The 15446-nt window shown below is 70.9% G+C and carries 14 protein-coding genes and 1 tRNA gene; 4 read left to right on the plus strand and 11 right to left on the minus strand.

Annotated features, from left to right (window positions below; genetic code table 11):
- Positions 1 to 132 precede the first annotated feature (132 nt).
- The 4 genes from ACFZB3_RS16910 to ACFZB3_RS16925 all read right to left on the minus strand — a co-directional run bounded on the left by ACFZB3_RS16910 (position 133) and on the right by ACFZB3_RS16925 (position 3368).
- Complete coding sequence (locus ACFZB3_RS16910) at positions 133 to 807, minus strand: hypothetical protein (protein ID WP_391376057.1); 675 nt, start codon at positions 805 to 807, stop codon at positions 133 to 135.
- A 52-nt stretch (positions 808 to 859) separates the two neighbouring features.
- The gene (locus tag ACFZB3_RS16915) at positions 860 to 2770 is read right to left on the minus strand and encodes a hypothetical protein (RefSeq protein ID WP_391376060.1); all 1911 of its coding nucleotides are present in this window, start codon (positions 2768 to 2770) and stop codon (positions 860 to 862) included.
- An 88-nt stretch (positions 2771 to 2858) separates the two neighbouring features.
- A complete protein-coding gene (locus tag ACFZB3_RS16920; protein WP_391376063.1) occupies positions 2859 to 3077 on the minus strand; it encodes a hypothetical protein in 219 nt (72 codons plus the stop codon).
- A gap of 75 nt (positions 3078 to 3152) precedes the next feature.
- Positions 3153 to 3368: a hypothetical protein gene (locus tag ACFZB3_RS16925; protein WP_150134605.1), complete on the minus strand. Its 216-nt coding sequence runs from the start codon at positions 3366 to 3368 to the stop codon at positions 3153 to 3155.
- Positions 3369 to 3599: 231 nt separating this feature from the next.
- On the opposite strand from ACFZB3_RS16925, the gene ACFZB3_RS16930 reads away from it, so the two are divergent.
- On the plus strand, positions 3600 to 3995 hold the full coding sequence (locus ACFZB3_RS16930) for a helix-turn-helix domain-containing protein (protein ID WP_391376066.1): 396 nt from the start codon (positions 3600 to 3602) through the stop codon (positions 3993 to 3995).
- 169 nt (positions 3996 to 4164) lie between these two features.
- The gene (locus ACFZB3_RS16935) at positions 4165 to 4425 is read left to right on the plus strand and encodes a hypothetical protein (protein ID WP_391376069.1); all 261 of its coding nucleotides are present in this window, start codon (positions 4165 to 4167) and stop codon (positions 4423 to 4425) included.
- A 64-nt stretch (positions 4426 to 4489) separates the two neighbouring features.
- Here the strand turns inward: ACFZB3_RS16935 and ACFZB3_RS16940 are convergent.
- Positions 4490 to 4572, minus strand: a tRNA-Leu gene (locus tag ACFZB3_RS16940).
- 449 nt (positions 4573 to 5021) lie between these two features.
- Here ACFZB3_RS16940 and ACFZB3_RS16945 point away from each other — a divergent pair.
- Entirely contained in the window at positions 5022 to 5786 is a 765-nt protein-coding gene (locus ACFZB3_RS16945) for an ATP-binding cassette domain-containing protein (protein ID WP_391376929.1), read from the plus strand.
- Complete coding sequence (locus ACFZB3_RS16950) at positions 5786 to 8314, plus strand: FtsX-like permease family protein (RefSeq protein ID WP_391376072.1); 2529 nt, start codon at positions 5786 to 5788, stop codon at positions 8312 to 8314. Before ACFZB3_RS16945 ends, ACFZB3_RS16950 begins: the two co-directional genes overlap by 1 nt.
- 76 nt (positions 8315 to 8390) lie before the next feature.
- Here ACFZB3_RS16950 and ACFZB3_RS16955 read toward each other — a convergent pair whose 3' ends face one another.
- From ACFZB3_RS16955 to eno, 6 genes are all read right to left on the minus strand, one after another.
- Entirely contained in the window at positions 8391 to 9689 is a 1299-nt protein-coding gene (locus ACFZB3_RS16955) for a class I SAM-dependent methyltransferase (protein WP_391376075.1), read from the minus strand.
- Positions 9690 to 9896: 207 nt separating this feature from the next.
- Positions 9897 to 11276 carry an FAD-dependent oxidoreductase gene (locus ACFZB3_RS16960; protein WP_391376078.1) on the minus strand — a complete coding sequence of 460 codons (1380 nt, stop codon included), beginning with the start codon at positions 11274 to 11276 and terminating at the stop codon, positions 9897 to 9899.
- A gap of 441 nt (positions 11277 to 11717) precedes the next feature.
- Positions 11718 to 12659, minus strand: coding sequence for an exopolyphosphatase (locus tag ACFZB3_RS16965; protein WP_391376081.1), 942 nt, complete (start codon positions 12657 to 12659; stop codon positions 11718 to 11720).
- A gap of 334 nt (positions 12660 to 12993) precedes the next feature.
- Complete coding sequence (locus ACFZB3_RS16970; RefSeq protein ID WP_181803871.1) at positions 12994 to 13512, minus strand: DUF501 domain-containing protein; 519 nt, start codon at positions 13510 to 13512, stop codon at positions 12994 to 12996.
- A gap of 29 nt (positions 13513 to 13541) precedes the next feature.
- Positions 13542 to 14018 carry a septum formation initiator family protein gene (locus ACFZB3_RS16975; RefSeq protein WP_391376084.1) on the minus strand — a complete coding sequence of 159 codons (477 nt, stop codon included), beginning with the start codon at positions 14016 to 14018 and terminating at the stop codon, positions 13542 to 13544.
- 107 nt (positions 14019 to 14125) lie between these two features.
- Positions 14126 to 15412, minus strand: a complete 1287-nt coding sequence (gene eno / locus ACFZB3_RS16980; RefSeq protein WP_362596246.1) for a phosphopyruvate hydratase — start codon at positions 15410 to 15412, stop codon at positions 14126 to 14128.
- Between the last annotated feature and the right edge of the window lie 34 nt (positions 15413 to 15446).

A 15446-nucleotide genomic window follows, 5' to 3' on the forward strand; every position in this document is an offset into this window, starting at 1 on the left:
ATCTTCCCGCCCGCTTGTCGCGGGGGGGGGTCCCCCCCTGTCAGGGGGGGGGGGTCTGGGCCCGCGGCCGGCCGCCGCGCCCGCGTCGGGCGCCCGCGCCCCCCGCGGCCGGTGTACGGGAGGCGGGACGGGTCAGCGGCCCGGCCAGCCGTCCAGGTGGCGGTGGAGGGTGACGTCCTTCTGCGGGTCGCCCTTCGGGGCGTTCGCGACGGCGTCGTGCAGGACGCCGGTGACCTCGGCGGCGAGCCCGTCGGCCTTCGAGCGCAGTTCGTCGGCGGGCAGGGTGGAGCGGGTCAGCGCGTCGAGCCGGCGGTGGATGTCGGCGAGCCGGTCCTGGGTGGCCTTGTCGAAGCGCAGCGCGGTCGGCGTGGAGACCACGAACTGGTAGGCCCCGGCGAGGGTCTGGCAGCCCGTGCACTCCTTGTTGGCGGCGTCGCTGAGGTTCACGGCGTTCAGGTGGGTGTGCTCCCCGGCGATCGTGACGATCTGGAAGGAGAGGGCCACCGAGCGGCAGTGGTCGTCCGCCGAGCAGCCGGCCGAGACCGCGTTGGCCTGGTTGCGCACGCCGGCGGCGTTCACCGTGCCGAACTGGCGGACCGTGAAGGAGTCCCTGGCCTGGGTGTGGTGCCCGCGGTCGGCGTGGCTGAAGACGTGGTCGGAGACGACCGCGGCGCGCGGCGCGGCGGTGGCCGCCTGTGCGGGTACGGCGGTGGCCGCCCCGGCGACCCCGGCGGCGAACAGGCCGATCCGGACGGCCCGTCGGGTGAGCGGACCTGGAGTGGTGCGTTGCTTTCGGTGACTGCTCATGGAGTGCTCCTGTGCTCCGGTGCTGCTGCGGTAAGTGGTTGGGTGCCGCCCGTCAGGACGTGGCCGGGGCCGGGCTCGGCGAGTCGCTGGCCGGCGGCGGGGACGGGCTGGGGGTCGGGGACACCGGGACGCTCTCCGACGGAGTGGGCGTCGGGGACGCCGGCACGCTCTCCGGCGGCGAGGACACCGGTTCGGTGACCGGTCCCCCGCTGGCCGGCGCCTGCGACTTGGTGGGACCGCCCGGCCCGGAGCCGCCCGGCACCGAGGCGGAGGGCGACGCCGAGGGGGACGCGCCGCGCGACGTCTGCCCGGCCGAGGGCCCGGCGCTCGCGCCGGCCGGGCCGGCCGGAGCGCCGGACACCGCGTCCGACGGGGGCCCGGAGTCCTCGGGCCGGTCCGGGGTCGAGGCCTGCCGGGCCGGCGGCGGTTCCGTGGTCGGCACCCCCGGCTGGAGGATCGGCGCGATCGGCGGCTGCTTGGGCAGCGGCTTCGGGGTCACCCCGGACATCCAGGCGTAGCTGAGTCCGGTGAGCCCGGCGAGGGCGAGGGCGCAGATCGCCAGCCGGAGCTTCGGCCGGCCCGCCGTGGAGCGCTGCGCGGCCCGGAAGATCCGGCCGCCGATCTTCACGGACAGGTAGACGACACCGGCCATCGGGCACAGCAGCATCACGCAGCCGATCGTCCCGACCAGCCCCTCGACCACCTGGCCGTGCACGAACGCGCCGCCGGTGCCGAGGAGTTGCTCGGTCAGCGAGCGGGTCATCGTGGTGAGGATGCGCGGCAGGTTCCACAGCGCGTACCCGAGTTCGCCGATGATCAGCGGGACCATCGTCAGCACCCAGGTGGCGACGATGGCCCGCGCCGACTTCTTCAGCCCGGCGACCTCCTGGCGGGCCCGGTCCCCCCTCGGCCCCGGCACCAGGCCCAGCAGGATCGGCTTGATCTTGCCGTACAGGTCCGGGACCCCGGCCAGGTCGCCGAGGATGTAGTAGCCGTCCAGCCGTACGGCCGGCATCAGCTGTTCCATGATCTCGAAGTGCCCGAGATACACCGTGGCCAGGAAGAACTGGGCCCCGGTGGCGAAGTAGGCGCCGGCCATGGCCAGCATGAAGACGACGTTGAAGTAGACGCCGCCCAGGTCGGTGCGGAGCCGTCCGGCCCGCCCGATCCGGTAGACGTCGGTGACGTCGGTGTACATCGAGGGCCAGATGAGGAAGAGCCCGCACCCGATGCAGCCGGGCCGGGCTCCTCCGTATCTGCACGCGGAGGCGTGTCCGAACTCGTGGAAGACGAGGGAGGCCACGGTGAGCACGAAGACGACGAGGATCAGGACCGGCTGGTCGAGCACCTCCAGGACGGGCTCGATCGCCCCGAAGAACCCGAACAGCCAGACGTCCATGGCGACGGCCGAGCCGAGCACCAGCGCGACCACGGCCGGCCGGTGCAGCCACGCCAGCGAACGCGCGATCTTCGCCGTCCGCTTCTCGTTGAAGATCACCCGGTGGCCCTTGAGGGCGAGCAGCAGGTCGGAGCGCGGGGCGTCGACCTCGTCGTCCTCCTGGCCCTCCGGGACCGTCACACCCAGCGGTTCCAGCTTCTTCTCGACGAGGTAGCGGATGTTCTCGCCGCTGACCTCGCGTCCGAAGCGGGCGCTGACCCGGTGGGCGATGGCCTCGGCATCGCGGACGCCGTCGACCGACGACGCCACCAGGTACAGCAGCCTGGACAGCTGCACGACCTGCCCGTCCCCCCGACGGGCGATGTACTTGGGCTCGGTGAATCCCGACCCCTGGTACTCACCGTGCAGCCGCAGCCCCGCGCTGAGCCTCGGCACCGGCGACGGCGGGTCGACCACCGGCAGGTTGCCCGTCGCCACCTGCTCGTAGGTCACCGGCCAGCCGCCGGGTCCGGGCACCGGGCCCGTGTCGTAGAGTGCGGCGGCTCCGTCCCCGAGCACCGTCATGTGTGGTCTCCCCCCGGATCCCCGTGGTGTTCCCCCCGAACTGCCGGGAGCGCCACCGCCGGGGCGACGGCGGTGGCGCTCCTGGGGACTACTGGGTGACGCTGATCGACTGAACGGCCTGCGACTCGGCGGACGACCACGCCGAGTGGTCGTTCAGCGCGGCGGACTGGTTGGACGCGTCGATGTTCGCGATGTGCTTGGTGACGTTGACCGTCTTGCCGAAGCTGAACTTCAGGCGGCCGAGGGCCTCACGGCCCGGCAGCAGCTCGGCGGACTCGTTCTCCAGCTCGTTCATGTCCATGCTCATGACGGATGTCCCTTCGTTTCGTGTGCGGTGAGGTCGAGGTCGGTCTCGGTGCCGGCGCCGTGCGCCAGGGCGGTGTTACTGGGTGACGCTGATGGTCTGACCGGCGCCGGAGTCGGCCACCGACCACGACGAGTGGTCGTTCAGCGCGGCGGACTCGTTGTGGGCGCTGATGTTCGCGACGTGCTTGGTGACGTTGACCGTCTTGCCGAAGCCGAACTTCAGCCGGCCCAGGGCCTCACGGCCCGGCAGCAGCTCCGCGGACTCGGCCTCAAGCTCATGGGCGTCCATCATGATCTTTTCCCCCTCAGGGATAGACATTTCCGATCGGATCGAGTCAGGTTCCCCCCGGACTCTGTCCAATCTGGTCGGACGTGCTGTCCAACGAGATTGGACACTACGGGCTCGGGAACCCACCGCGCAACCCCTTCGGGAAATCACCCTCTCGGCCGATCGCCTACCCGCCCGTAGAATCGGCCGCGACATGGCAGGACCCCGCAGGCGGCGAGCAGGAAGTGACGGTCAGTGGCCAACGCACTGCAGCAGTTGATCCGTGAGCACCTCGACCGCAAGGGCTGGTCCTACGGCGACGTGGCACGGCGCGGCGGCATCCCCCGCTCCACCGTGCACCACCTGGCCACCACCGACCGCGTGGTCCGCATGCCGCAGGCGAGCACCCTGGAGGGCCTGGCCAAGGGGCTGGAGCTCCCGCTGGAGGCGGTGCGCCGCGCCGCCGCCGAGGCCTGCGGGATCCACGTGTACGACACCTCGCCGGCCGCGGACCCGAGCGGCGCCGCCGGCCCCGCCGACCCCGAGGTCGCGCTGCTCATCGCCAGCGTCCAGAAACTGTCGGCCGACGACCGCCGGCACGTCACCGCGCTCGTCGAGTCGCTGCTGGACCGCGCCCCCCGGGAGAAGTGAGCGCCCCCCGACCGCCTTCCGACCGCCCCCGGACCGCCCCCGGGCGCACTTTCACCAAGTCGGAAAAAGAATCCAACTCCGCACGAAAGCGGCAAGATCCGCCGCTAGTCTCTGCCTCACTGCCCGGGAAACGCGAGAGCCGCACGACCACGGGCTCTCAGGGGGACATGTGTTGTTCGTGCACGGCGGACCGGCGACGGCCGTGGTCCGCAAACCCGACGGCGAGTCCGTCGTCCTGCTGTCCGGGGAACTGCCCGAGGTGCTGACCGACACCTCGGTCACCGAACTCCTGGACCTGGCCGCGGCCATCCTGGACCCGGGCGAACTCGCCCTCTTCGAGGAGTGCCTGCGCACCCTGCGCAGCAACGGCATGCGCGCGGGCCGCCGCATCGAGGTCGACGGCGCCGTCCTGACCGTCTACGAGGGGTGAACCGGCGCCGCGGGTGAACCGGCGCCGAGGGTGAGTTGACGCCACCCACGAGAGGTGCGGGAAGTGCCCGGAACCGGACTTGAACCGGTACGCCCGCGAGGGGCAGCGAGGTTTAAGCTCGCCGTGTCTGCATTCCACCATCCGGGCAGGCCATGGGCTCCGCTACGAGGCTCCGACCCTATCGGGAGGCGTCCCCCGAACAGCGGACGGGCGACCCGATGTTGTCTTATTTTATTGACGTCTGAGGGAGCATCAGCACCTGGAACGAGCCATCCGCACTTGCCAATAGCGTTACGCGCGGTGGGTGACCGCGTACGCGGAATGACGGAATTTCACCGTCCGAACAAGGGGGCTCCACCTGTTCTCGACGATCGGGAGTCTGTGATTCCGGATCGCCGGCCTCGGGGTCGGCCGTCATCCCCAGGTATGACTCGGCACCCCCGCGGTCCGACCCGAGTCGGCCCCCGGAACCGGAACTGCGGCTGACTACACGGGCCGGTTCGGCCGAGACGATGGTGCGGTCCCCATGAACGCCGTCGTCCCGACAGGAGCGCCCTTCCGTGTCCACCACACCCTCCCCCAGCCTTCGGCCGGGGGTGCCCCCAGCCGACCGGCGGACCACTTCCGTGGCCGCACGTGCCACGGACCTCTCGAAGATCTACGGCCAGGGCGAGACCCAGGTGGTCGCCCTGGACCGGGTCACCGTCGAGTTCCGGCAGGCCGAGTTCACCGCGATCATGGGGCCGTCCGGCTCCGGCAAGTCCACGCTGATGCACTGCGTGGCCGGCCTCGACACCTTCTCCTCCGGTTCCGTGCGGATCGGCGACACCGAGCTGGGCTCCCTGAAGGACAAGCAGCTCACCAAGTTGCGCCGGGACAAGATCGGGTTCATCTTCCAGGCGTTCAACCTGCTGCCGACGCTGACCGCGCTGGAGAACATCACCCTCCCGATGGACATCGCGGGTCGGAAACCGGACAAGCAGTGGCTGGACGACGTAATCCGGATGGTCGGTCTGCGGGACCGGCTCGGCCACCGCCCCTCGCAGCTCTCCGGCGGCCAGCAGCAGCGCGTCGCCGTGGCCCGCGCCCTCGCCTCCCGGCCGGAGATCATCTTCGGCGACGAGCCGACCGGGAACCTCGACTCCCGCTCCGGCGCCGAGGTGCTGGGCTTCCTGCGCAACTCGGTGCGGGAGCTGGGCCAGACCGTCGTCATGGTCACCCACGACCCGGTGGCGGCCTCGTACGCCGACCGCGTGGTCTTCCTCGCCGACGGCCGGATCGTCGACGAGATGTACCGGCCGACGGCCGAGGGCGTCCTCGACTTCATGAAGCAGTTCGACGCGAAGGGCCGTACCAGCTGATGTTCCGCACCGCGCTGCGCAACGTCCTCGCGCACAAGGCCCGGCTGCTGATGACCGTGCTCGCCGTCATGCTCGGCGTCGCGTTCGTCTCCGGCACCCTGGTCTTCACGAACACCATCTCGGACGCCTACCAGAACAGCTCCGCCAAGGGCTTCGAGGGCGTCGACGTGGCCGTCCAGGCCAGGCACCAGGACTCCGAGGGCGACAAGGTCGGGAAGACGCCCGACCTCACCCAGGCCCTGCTCGACAAGGCGGCGAAGGTCCCCGGGGCCGCCTCCGCCACCGGCGTCGTCTCCGGCTTCACCGCGATCGCCGACAAGGACGGCAAGCTGATCGGCGGCGGCTGGCAGTCCGAGGGCGGCAACTACTGGGGCACCAAGGACTCCCGTTACCCGCTGACCAGCGGTCACGCGCCGAGCGGCGCGAACGAGGTGCTGATCGACGCCAGGACCGCCGGACGGGCCGGCTACAAGGTCGGCGACACCGTGCGCATCTCGGTGAACGGCCCGGTCCTCACCCCCACCGTCGCCGGCATCTTCACCACCGACGACGGCAACGTCGCGGCCGGCGGCAGCCTCGCCCTGTTCGACACGGCGACCGCGCAGCAGCTGTTCGGCAAGAAGGGCGCGTACGACGAGATCGACGTGACCGCGAAGCCGGGCACCGGGCAGGCCGCCCTCAAGTCCCAGCTGGACCGGGCCCTGCCGAAGAAGCTCGTGGAGACCACCACCGGCCAGAAGCTCGCCGACGACCAGGCGAAGGCCATCTCCGCGAGCATGAGCGGCCTGCGCTCGGGCCTGCTGGTCTTCGCCGGCATCGCGCTGTTCGTCGGCACGTTCATCATCGCCAACACCTTCACCATGCTGGTCGCCCAGCGCACCAAGGAGCTGGCGCTGCTGCGCGCGGTGGGCGCCTCCCGCCGCCAGGTCACCCGCTCGGTGCTGATCGAGGCGTTCGTGGTCGGCGCGGTGGCCGGCGTGACCGGTCTGGTCGCCGGTATCGGCATCGGCGCCGGACTGCGCTCGCTGCTCGGCTCGTTCGGCGCGACCGTCCCGGACGGCCCGCTGGTCGTCACCCCGGGCACGGTGGCCGCCGCCCTCGCGGTCGGCGTCGTCATCACCATGCTGGCCGCCTGGCTGCCCGGCCGCCGCGCCGCGAAGATCCCGCCGGTGGCCGCGATGAGCGCCCTGCACGCCGCCCCGACCACCAAGTCGCTGGTGCTGCGCAACACGATCGGCGCGCTGTTCTCGGCGGCGGGCGTGGTGGTGATCCTGGCGGCGACCACGATGAGCGGCAGCGACGGCCAGGCCCCGATGGGCCTCGGCGCGGTCCTGCTCATCATCGGCGTCTTCGTCCTGACCCCGCTGCTGTCCCGTCCGCTGATCGCGGCCGCGGCCCCGCTGCTGCGCGGGTTCGGCGTCTCCGGCAAGCTCGCCCGCCAGAACTCGGTGCGCAACCCGCGCCGTACCGCCGCCACCGCCTCCGCGCTGATGATCGGCCTGACCCTGATCACCGGCATGACGGTGATGGCGGGCAGCCTGCAGAAGTCCATCGACAGGATGGCGAGCTCGGCGATCCGCGCGGACTACATCGTCTCGATGGCCAACGGCAACGCGCTCTCCCCCGACGTGGCGAAGAAGGTCGCGGCGACCGACGGTGTGACCGCCTCCAGCCCGCTCGGCAACTCGGTCTCCCGGATCGACGGCGAGACCGAGTTCCTGACCGGCGTCGACGGCTCGTCGATCGGGAAGCTCACCGACCTCACGGTGGACAGCGGCTCGTTCAAGGTCGGCGGCCCGGACGTCGCCGTGGACGACGACACCGCCAAGTCGCACGGCTGGAAGGCGGGTTCGAGCTTCACCGTGCACTACGAGGACGGGAAGGCGCAGCGGCTGACGGTCGCCGGGGTCTACCAGGGCAACGAGGTGATCCGCGGGATCATGCTCGACAGCGCCACCCTCACCCCGCACGTGACCGACCCCGCCGACATGCAGGTCATGGTCAAGACGGCGGACGGCGCGTCGAGCGCGACCAAGGACCGGCTGGAGAAGGCGCTCGGCTCCAACCCGGCGATCAAGGTCCAGGACAAGCAGGACCTGTCGAACTCCATCGCACAGGCGTTCACGCTGATCCTGAACATGGTCTACGGCCTGCTCGCGATGGCGGTGATCGTCGCGGTCCTCGGGGTCATCAACACCCTGGCCATGTCGGTGTTCGAACGCTCCCAGGAGATCGGCATGCTCCGCGCGATCGGCCTGGACCGCAAGGCGGTCAAGCGGATGGTCCGCCTGGAGTCCCTGGTCATCTCCCTGTTCGGCGGGGTGCTGGGCCTCGGCCTGGGCGTGTTCTTCGGCTGGGCGGCCGGTCAGCTGGTCGGCTCGCGGATGCCGACGTACGAACTGGTGCTGCCCTGGGCCAGGATGGCGGTCTTCCTGCTCCTGGCCGGCACGGTCGGCGTCCTGGCGGCCCTGTGGCCGGCCCGCCGCGCGGCGAAGCTGAACGTGCTGGCGGCGATCAAGGCCGAGTAGCGGGCAGCAGGGAGCAGGCGGCAGTGCCTGCGGCGAAGGGGCCCCGCGGCTGGCGTGGGGCCCCTTTCGGGTGCCGTCAGTTGTTCCAGGTACGGGTGCGCAGCGGCAGCCCGGAGGCGCCCGACTCCGGGGTCCGGACGGCCAGTACCTGGTTGACGCCGATGCGGTTGTGTTCGAAGGCGAGGGCGGAGGCGGCCATGTAGAGCCGCCAGACGCGGGCCCGGCCGGGGCTGGTCAGCCGCATGGCCCGCGGCCACTCGGCCTCCAGGTTGGCCACCCAGCGGCGCAGCGTGCGGGCGTAGTGCTCGCGGATCGACTCCACGTCCCGCACCTCGAACCCGGCCCGCTCCAGCTGGGTGACGGTGGTGCCGATCGGGGCCAGCTCGCCGTCCGGGAAGACGTAGGCGTCGATGAACTCGTCCACGTTGTACGTCGACTCGTCGCGCTGCGGCCGCCGCGCGATCTGGTGGTTGAGCAGCCGCCCGCCGGGCTTGAGGAGCCCGTGCAGTTCCTGCGCGTACTCCAGGTACCGTTCGGCCCCCACGTGCTCCGCCATCCCGATCGACGAGATCGCGTCGTACGGCCCGTCCCTGACGTCCCGGTAGTCCTGGACCCTGATCTCCACCCGGTCCGTCAGACCCTCGTCGGCGACCCGTTTACGGGCGAACGCGGCCTGCTCCTGGGAGAGGGTGACCCCGACGACGCCGACGCCGTGCTCGCGGGCCGCGTGGATCGCCATGGAGCCCCAGCCGCAGCCGACGTCGAGCAGCCGCTGACCGGGTCTCAGGCCGAGCTTGGCGCAGACGAGTTCGAGCTTGTCGCGCTGTGCGGTCTCCAGGGTGTCCGCATGGTCCGCGGCCCCCCAGTAGGCGCACGAGTACACCATCGACGGCCCGAGGACGATCCCGTAGAAGTCGTTCCCCACGTCGTAGTGGTGGCTGATGGCCTGCCTGTCGCTGCGGCGGGTGTGCAGGTGACCCCGTCTGCGCGCCTCCTCGCGGGGCGGGGCGGGCGGCAGCGGCGGCCCGGCGAGCCTCACCAGCTCCCGGACGGCGGCCCGCACGGCGGGGTCGCGCAGCGCCTGGGCGAGGGTACGGCCGTCCTCGCCGCGCTCCCAGATCAGCCCGGACATCACCGCGAGGGCGCCGTAGAGGTCGCCCTCGATGTCCAGGTCGCCGGCGACCCAGGCGCGGGCCAGGCCCAGTTCGCCCGGCTTGAACAGCATGCGGCGCAGGGCCCGGCGGTTGCGCACGACGAGCGTCGGCGCGCCCGGCGGCCCGGCCTCCGATCCGTCCCAGGCCCGCAGCCGTACCGGGAGCGGGGCTCCCAGCACCTGCTCGGCAACACTCCTCAGCCGCGACGCGGCGTCGGCCATGGCGCACACCTCCAAGACATCGATCCCGGATGCCGGTTACCACGTAAACACCGTGAGGGCAGCAGCGCAGTCCCGCAAAGGAGTTACGACTGGGCAAAACAGATGTAGCCGCCATGTAATCGCGCCGGCTCCCGGGAACGCCGAAGGGCCTCCCGCACCACGGATGGCGGGAGGCCCTTCGGATGGTTCAGCGACCGGTGACCGGGGTCAGGAGGCCTTGGCCTTCTCCTCGGCCTTCGGGGCGGCGACCGGAGCCGGCTTCGCGGCCTCGTAGAACTCCTCGCGGGGGTTCTCCATGGCACCCAGGGACACGACCTCGCGCTTGAGGAACATGCCGAGCGTCCAGTCGGCGAAGATGCGGATCTTGCGGTTCCAGGTCGGCATGGCCAGACCGTGGTAGCCGCGGTGCATGTACCAGGCCAGACGACCCTTGACCTTGATCTTCGTCTTGCCCAGGACGATCATCGCGACGCCCTTGTGCAGACCCAGACCGGCGACCGCACCCTTGTTGGCGTGGCTGTACTCCTTCTGCGGGAAGCCCCGCATGCCGGAGACCACGTTGTCGCCGAGGACCTTGGCCTGCCGCAGCGCGTGCTGCGCGTTCGGCGGGCACCAGGCGTTCTCGACACCGGCCTTGCGGGCGGCGACGTCCGGCACCTGGGCGTTGTCGCCCGCGGCCCAGATGTAGTCGGTGCCCTGCACCTGGAGGGTCGGCGCGGTGTCGACGTGACCGCGGGGACCGAGCGGCAGGCCGAAGCGGGACAGCGCCGGGTTCGGCTTGACGCCCGCCGTCCACACGATCGTGTTGGAGTCGACCTCGAGGCCGTTCTTCAGCACCACGTGACCGCCGACGCAGGAGTCCATCGAGGTGGAGAGGTAGATCTCCACACCGCGGCTCTCCAGGTGCTCCTTGCCGTACAGGCCGAGCTTCGGGCCGACCTCGGGAAGGATCTTGTCGGCGGCGTCGACGAGAACGAACCGCATGTCCTCACGGGACACGTTCTTGTAGTACTTGGCCGCGTCGCGGGCCATGTCCTCGACCTCGCCGATGGTCTCCGCGCCCGCGAAGCCACCGCCGATGAAGACGAAGGTGAGCGCCTTGCGGCGGATCTCCTCGTCGGTCGTGGAGTCGGCCTTGTCCAGCTGCTCGAGGACGTGGTTGCGCAGGCCGATGGACTCCTCGATGCCCTTCATGCCGATGCCCTGCTCGGCGAGGCCGGGGATCGGGAAGGTGCGGGAGACCGCGCCGAGCGCGATGACGAGGTAGTCGAAAGGCAGCTCGTACGCCTCGCCGACGAGCGGCGCGATCGTGGCGACCTTGCGGTCCTGGTCGATGGTGGTGACCCGGCCGGTGAGGACCTCCGCCTTCGGCAGCACGCGTCGCAGCGGGACGACGACGTGCCGAGGGGAGATGCTGCCGGCGGCGGCTTCGGGGAGGAAGGGCTGGTAGGTCATGTACGACCGGGGGTCGACGACCGTGACGGTCGCCTCGCCGTAGCGCATCTTCTTGAGGATGCGCCGAGCTGCGTACAGGCCTACGTACCCACCGCCTACTACGAGGATCCTGGGACGCTCCGTGGTGCTCATGGCATCGAGTATCCACCCGCCTCAGGGGGGCCGCTCGTGCGCCCCTTCACAAGCTTCCACAGGGGTCGTGCTACACTCCGCCGCCCACGTGACGCAGGTCATGGTCATCGGCGGGAACCCACTTCCGATACGACCCGTTGTCAATGCCGCGTGAGCTGCCCGTCCAGGCTTCCGGGGGCATCGTGAAGGCACCCGATGTCACCCTCACGAGCACCTCCCGGAACACCCTCTGACTGCTCTCCTGAGCATGCGCTCGGGCCCGTTGAGCCCCCGAACGGCCCAAGAGCCCCCACCGGACCCCTCACCTGCACCGAATTCCTTGTGAAGAACTTCACGAAGTTTTCCGACGGGGTGTCGTGGCACGGCGTGTCGTGAGCCGATCGGGGCGCTCAGCCGTCGATTCGCATGCTCATCCGAGGAACGATCACGCCGATCTGCGGGTCAGGCGACCGACCAGGCGATGCCGTCCAGAATGTCGTGCTCGCTCACCACGACCTCCTCGGCACCCACCCGTTCCATGATCGACTGGAGCACGAGGGCACCGGCCGCGATGACGTCGACCCGCCCGGGGTGCATGGAGGGGATCGCCGCCCGCTCGGCATGCGTCGACCGCAGCAGCCACCCGGTGATCTCCCGGACCCGGGCGTAGGGGATGCGGGAGTGGTGGATGGCGGCGGAGTCGTACTCCGGCAGGTCCTGGTGGATCGCGGAGAGGGTGGTGACCGAGCCGGCGAGACCGACCAGGGTGTGCGCCTCGCGCAGCGGCACGGTCTCCTCGGCGAGGTCGAGGGCGCGCTCGATGTCGGCGCGCATGGCGGCGGTCTCGGCCTCGGTGGGCGGGTCGCTGACGTGCCCCTCGTGCACGAGGTGCCGCTCGGTCATCCGCACGCACCCGACGTCCACGGACCGGGCCGCCCGCACGTGCTCGTCCCCGACGACGAACTCGGTCGAGCCGCCGCCGATGTCCACCACGAGGTACGGCCTGGCGAGGTCGTCGCGTCCCGTCAGCTCCTTCGTCGCCCCCGTGAAGGAGAACTCGGCCTCCTGGTCGCCGCTGATCACCTCCGGCTCGACGCCGAGGATGTCGAGCACACCGCGCACGAACTCGTCCCGGTTCTCGGCGTCGCGGGAGGCGGAGGTGGCCACGAACCGCAGCCGCTCGGCGCCGTACTCCTTGATGACCGCGGCGTACTCCCGGCAGGCCGCGAACGTCCGCGCCAGCGCCTCCGGCGCCAGCCGCCCGGTCCGGTCGACTCCCTGCCCCAGCCGCACGATCACCATCCGCCGGTCCAGATCGACGAGCTCCCCGGTCTCCGGGTCCGCGTCGGCGACGAGCAGCCGGATGGAGTTGGTTCCGCAATCGATGGCGGCGACGCGGGTCATGGCGGTGGGTTCCTTGTCTGTTGGTTACTTCTCGGCCGGGCGGGCCGGGGCGGCGACTGACCAAGCGGCCGAGTCAGGGCGGCATTCGTTCGAGCGACCGAGTCAGGGCGATGCCGGTTCGAGCGACCGAGCCGGGCGGTGCCGGTCGGAGCGACCGAGCCGGGCGGCGCCGGTCCGAGCGACCGAGTCAGGGCGGCATTCGTTCGAGCGACCGAGCCGGAGCGGTGCCGGTCGGAGCGACCGAGCCGGGCGGCGCCTCTTCAGGTGACCGAGTCGGGTGGTGGGTGGGCGGAGGTCCCGGGGGTCCAGGGGGCGGAGCCCCCTGGGACGGGCGTCACTCGCCGGTGACCACGCAGGCGCCCTTGGCCCACCACTCCGGCAGCATCGCGATCGCCTCGTCGCCGAGCGGGTTCACGCCGGGCCCGGCGGCCAGCGAGTGGGCCACCAGGACGTGCAGGCACTTCACCCGGTCCGGCATGCCCCCGGCGCTCGGGAAGCCCGTCAGCTCCTCGATCTCGTCCCGGCGCCGGATGTAGTCCTCGTGCGCCGCCCGGTACGCCGCCGCCAGCTCGGGATCGCTCTCCAGCCGCGCCGTCATCTCCTTCATCACGCCGTTGGCCTCAAGCGTGCCGATCGCGGACGCGGCCTTCGGGCACGTCAGGTAGTACAGCGTGGGGAAGGGGGTACCGTCCGGCAGCCTGGGCGCGGTCTCCACGACGTCCGGCTGCCCGCACGGGCACCGGTGCGCGATCGCCCGCAGCCCGCGCGGCGGCCGCCCGAGCTGCTGCTTGAAGGCCTCGACGTCCGCGTCGGTGGGCTCGGTACGCGGGGTGGAAGGAGGAGCCGTTTCCATGACTGTGTTCTGCGTGGCTTTCTGTCGGTTCACTGGTCGGACGCGTCGGACTTGTCGACGCCGTCCCAGACGTTCGCGTACCAGGGCCGGTCGGCCGCCCCGAGGTAGGCGTGCGCCTGCTTGGCGGCACCGGGGTCGATCACGACGAACCCGGTCTCCCCCGGCATCACGTAGTGCAGCCGCAGCCGGATCTGCTGCTCGGCGTACGCGTCGTCCTGCCACCGCGCCTTGAGGTCCCGCAGCTGCTCGACCCGCTGCCGGGCCTGTTCCTGCTGCCGTTCGAGGTCGGAGATCTCGGCGCGCTGGGAGACGTACTGCCGCATCGGATAGGCGAGCGCGACGACCATCGTGCACAGCACGATCACCAGCAGCGCCGCGCGGCCGGTGAGCCGGGAGCGGCGGGCCTGGCGCCTGGTCTGGGAACGGTAGACCCGGGCCGCCGTCTGCTCGCCGAGCAGCTTGAGCCTGGTCGCGGTGGAGAACCGGTCCCGGTCCTTCACGGCCATGTCCCCGCCTCCCTGGTCGCCCTGACACGTGCGTACGTCCCCGGACACGGTACGGGACCGGGTACGGGGACGTACGTACGACTGGCTGAGCCTTGACTCTGTGCGGCTCAGCCCTTGAAGCGCGGGAAGGCGCTGCGGCCCGCGTACACCGCCGCGTCGTCGAGGATCTCCTCGATGCGCAGCAGCTGGTTGTACTTGGCGACGCGCTCGGAGCGGGCCGGGGCGCCGGTCTTGATCTGGCCGCAGTTGGTGGCGACGGCGAGGTCGGCGATGGTGACGTCCTCGGTCTCGCCGGAGCGGTGCGACATCATGCACTTGAAGCCGTTGCGCTGGGCCAGCTCGACGGCGTCCAGCGTCTCGGTCAGCGAACCGATCTGGTTCACCTTCACCAGCAGGGCGTTGGCGGTGCCCTCCTCGATGCCGCGGGCCAGGCGCTCCGGGTTGGTGACGAACAGGTCGTCGCCGACGATCTGCACCTTGTCGCCGAGCTTGTCGGTGAGGACCTTCCAGCCCGCCCAGTCGTCCTCGAACAGCGGGTCCTCGATGGAGACCAGCGGGTAGGAGGCGACGAGCTCCTCGTAGTACTCGGTCATCTCGGCGGCCGAGCGGGACTTGCCCTCGAACTCGTACTTGCCGTCCTTGTAGAACTCGGACGCGGCGACGTCGAGCGCGAGCGCGATCTGCTCACCGGGGACGTACCCGGCCTGCTTGATCGCTTCGAGGATGAGGTCGAGCGCGGCGCGGTTGGACTCCAGGTTCGGGGCGAAGCCGCCCTCGTCGCCGAGGCCGGTGGCCAGGCCCTTCGACTTCAGGACCTTCTTGAGGGTGTGGTAGACCTCGGCACCCCAGCGCAGCGCCTCGGAGAAGGACTCCGCGCCGATCGGGGCGATCATGAACTCCTGGATGTCGACGTTGGAGTCCGCGTGCGAGCCGCCGTTGAGGATGTTCATCATCGGGACGGGCAGCAGGTGCGCGTTCGGGCCACCGAGGTAGCGGAACAGCGGCAGGTCGGACGCCTCGGAGGCGGCGTGGGCGACGGCCAGGGAGACGCCGAGGATGGCGTTGGCGCCGAGCGAGCCCTTGTTGTCGGTGGCGTCCAGGTCGAACATGGCCTGGTCGATCAGGCGCTGCTCGGTGGCGTCGTAGCCGACCAGCTCCGGGCCGATCTGCTCGATGACGGCGAGGACGGCCTTCTCGACACCCTTGCCCAGGTAGCGGTTGGGGTCGCCGTCACGGAGCTCGATGGCCTCGAAGGCACCGGTGGAGGCGCCGGACGGGACGGCGGCACGACCCGTGCTGCCGTCGTCGAGGCCGACCTCGACCTCGACCGTGGGGTTGCCTCGGGAGTCCAGGATTTCCCGGGCTACGACGACGTCGATGGACGGCACGAGCATCTCCTTCTTGGGATGTGACGCTGGTTGTGCGGGG

It is taken from the genome of Streptomyces sp. NPDC008092, assembly GCF_042957285.1.
In the GTDB taxonomy this organism is placed as follows: domain Bacteria; phylum Actinomycetota; class Actinomycetes; order Streptomycetales; family Streptomycetaceae; genus Streptomyces.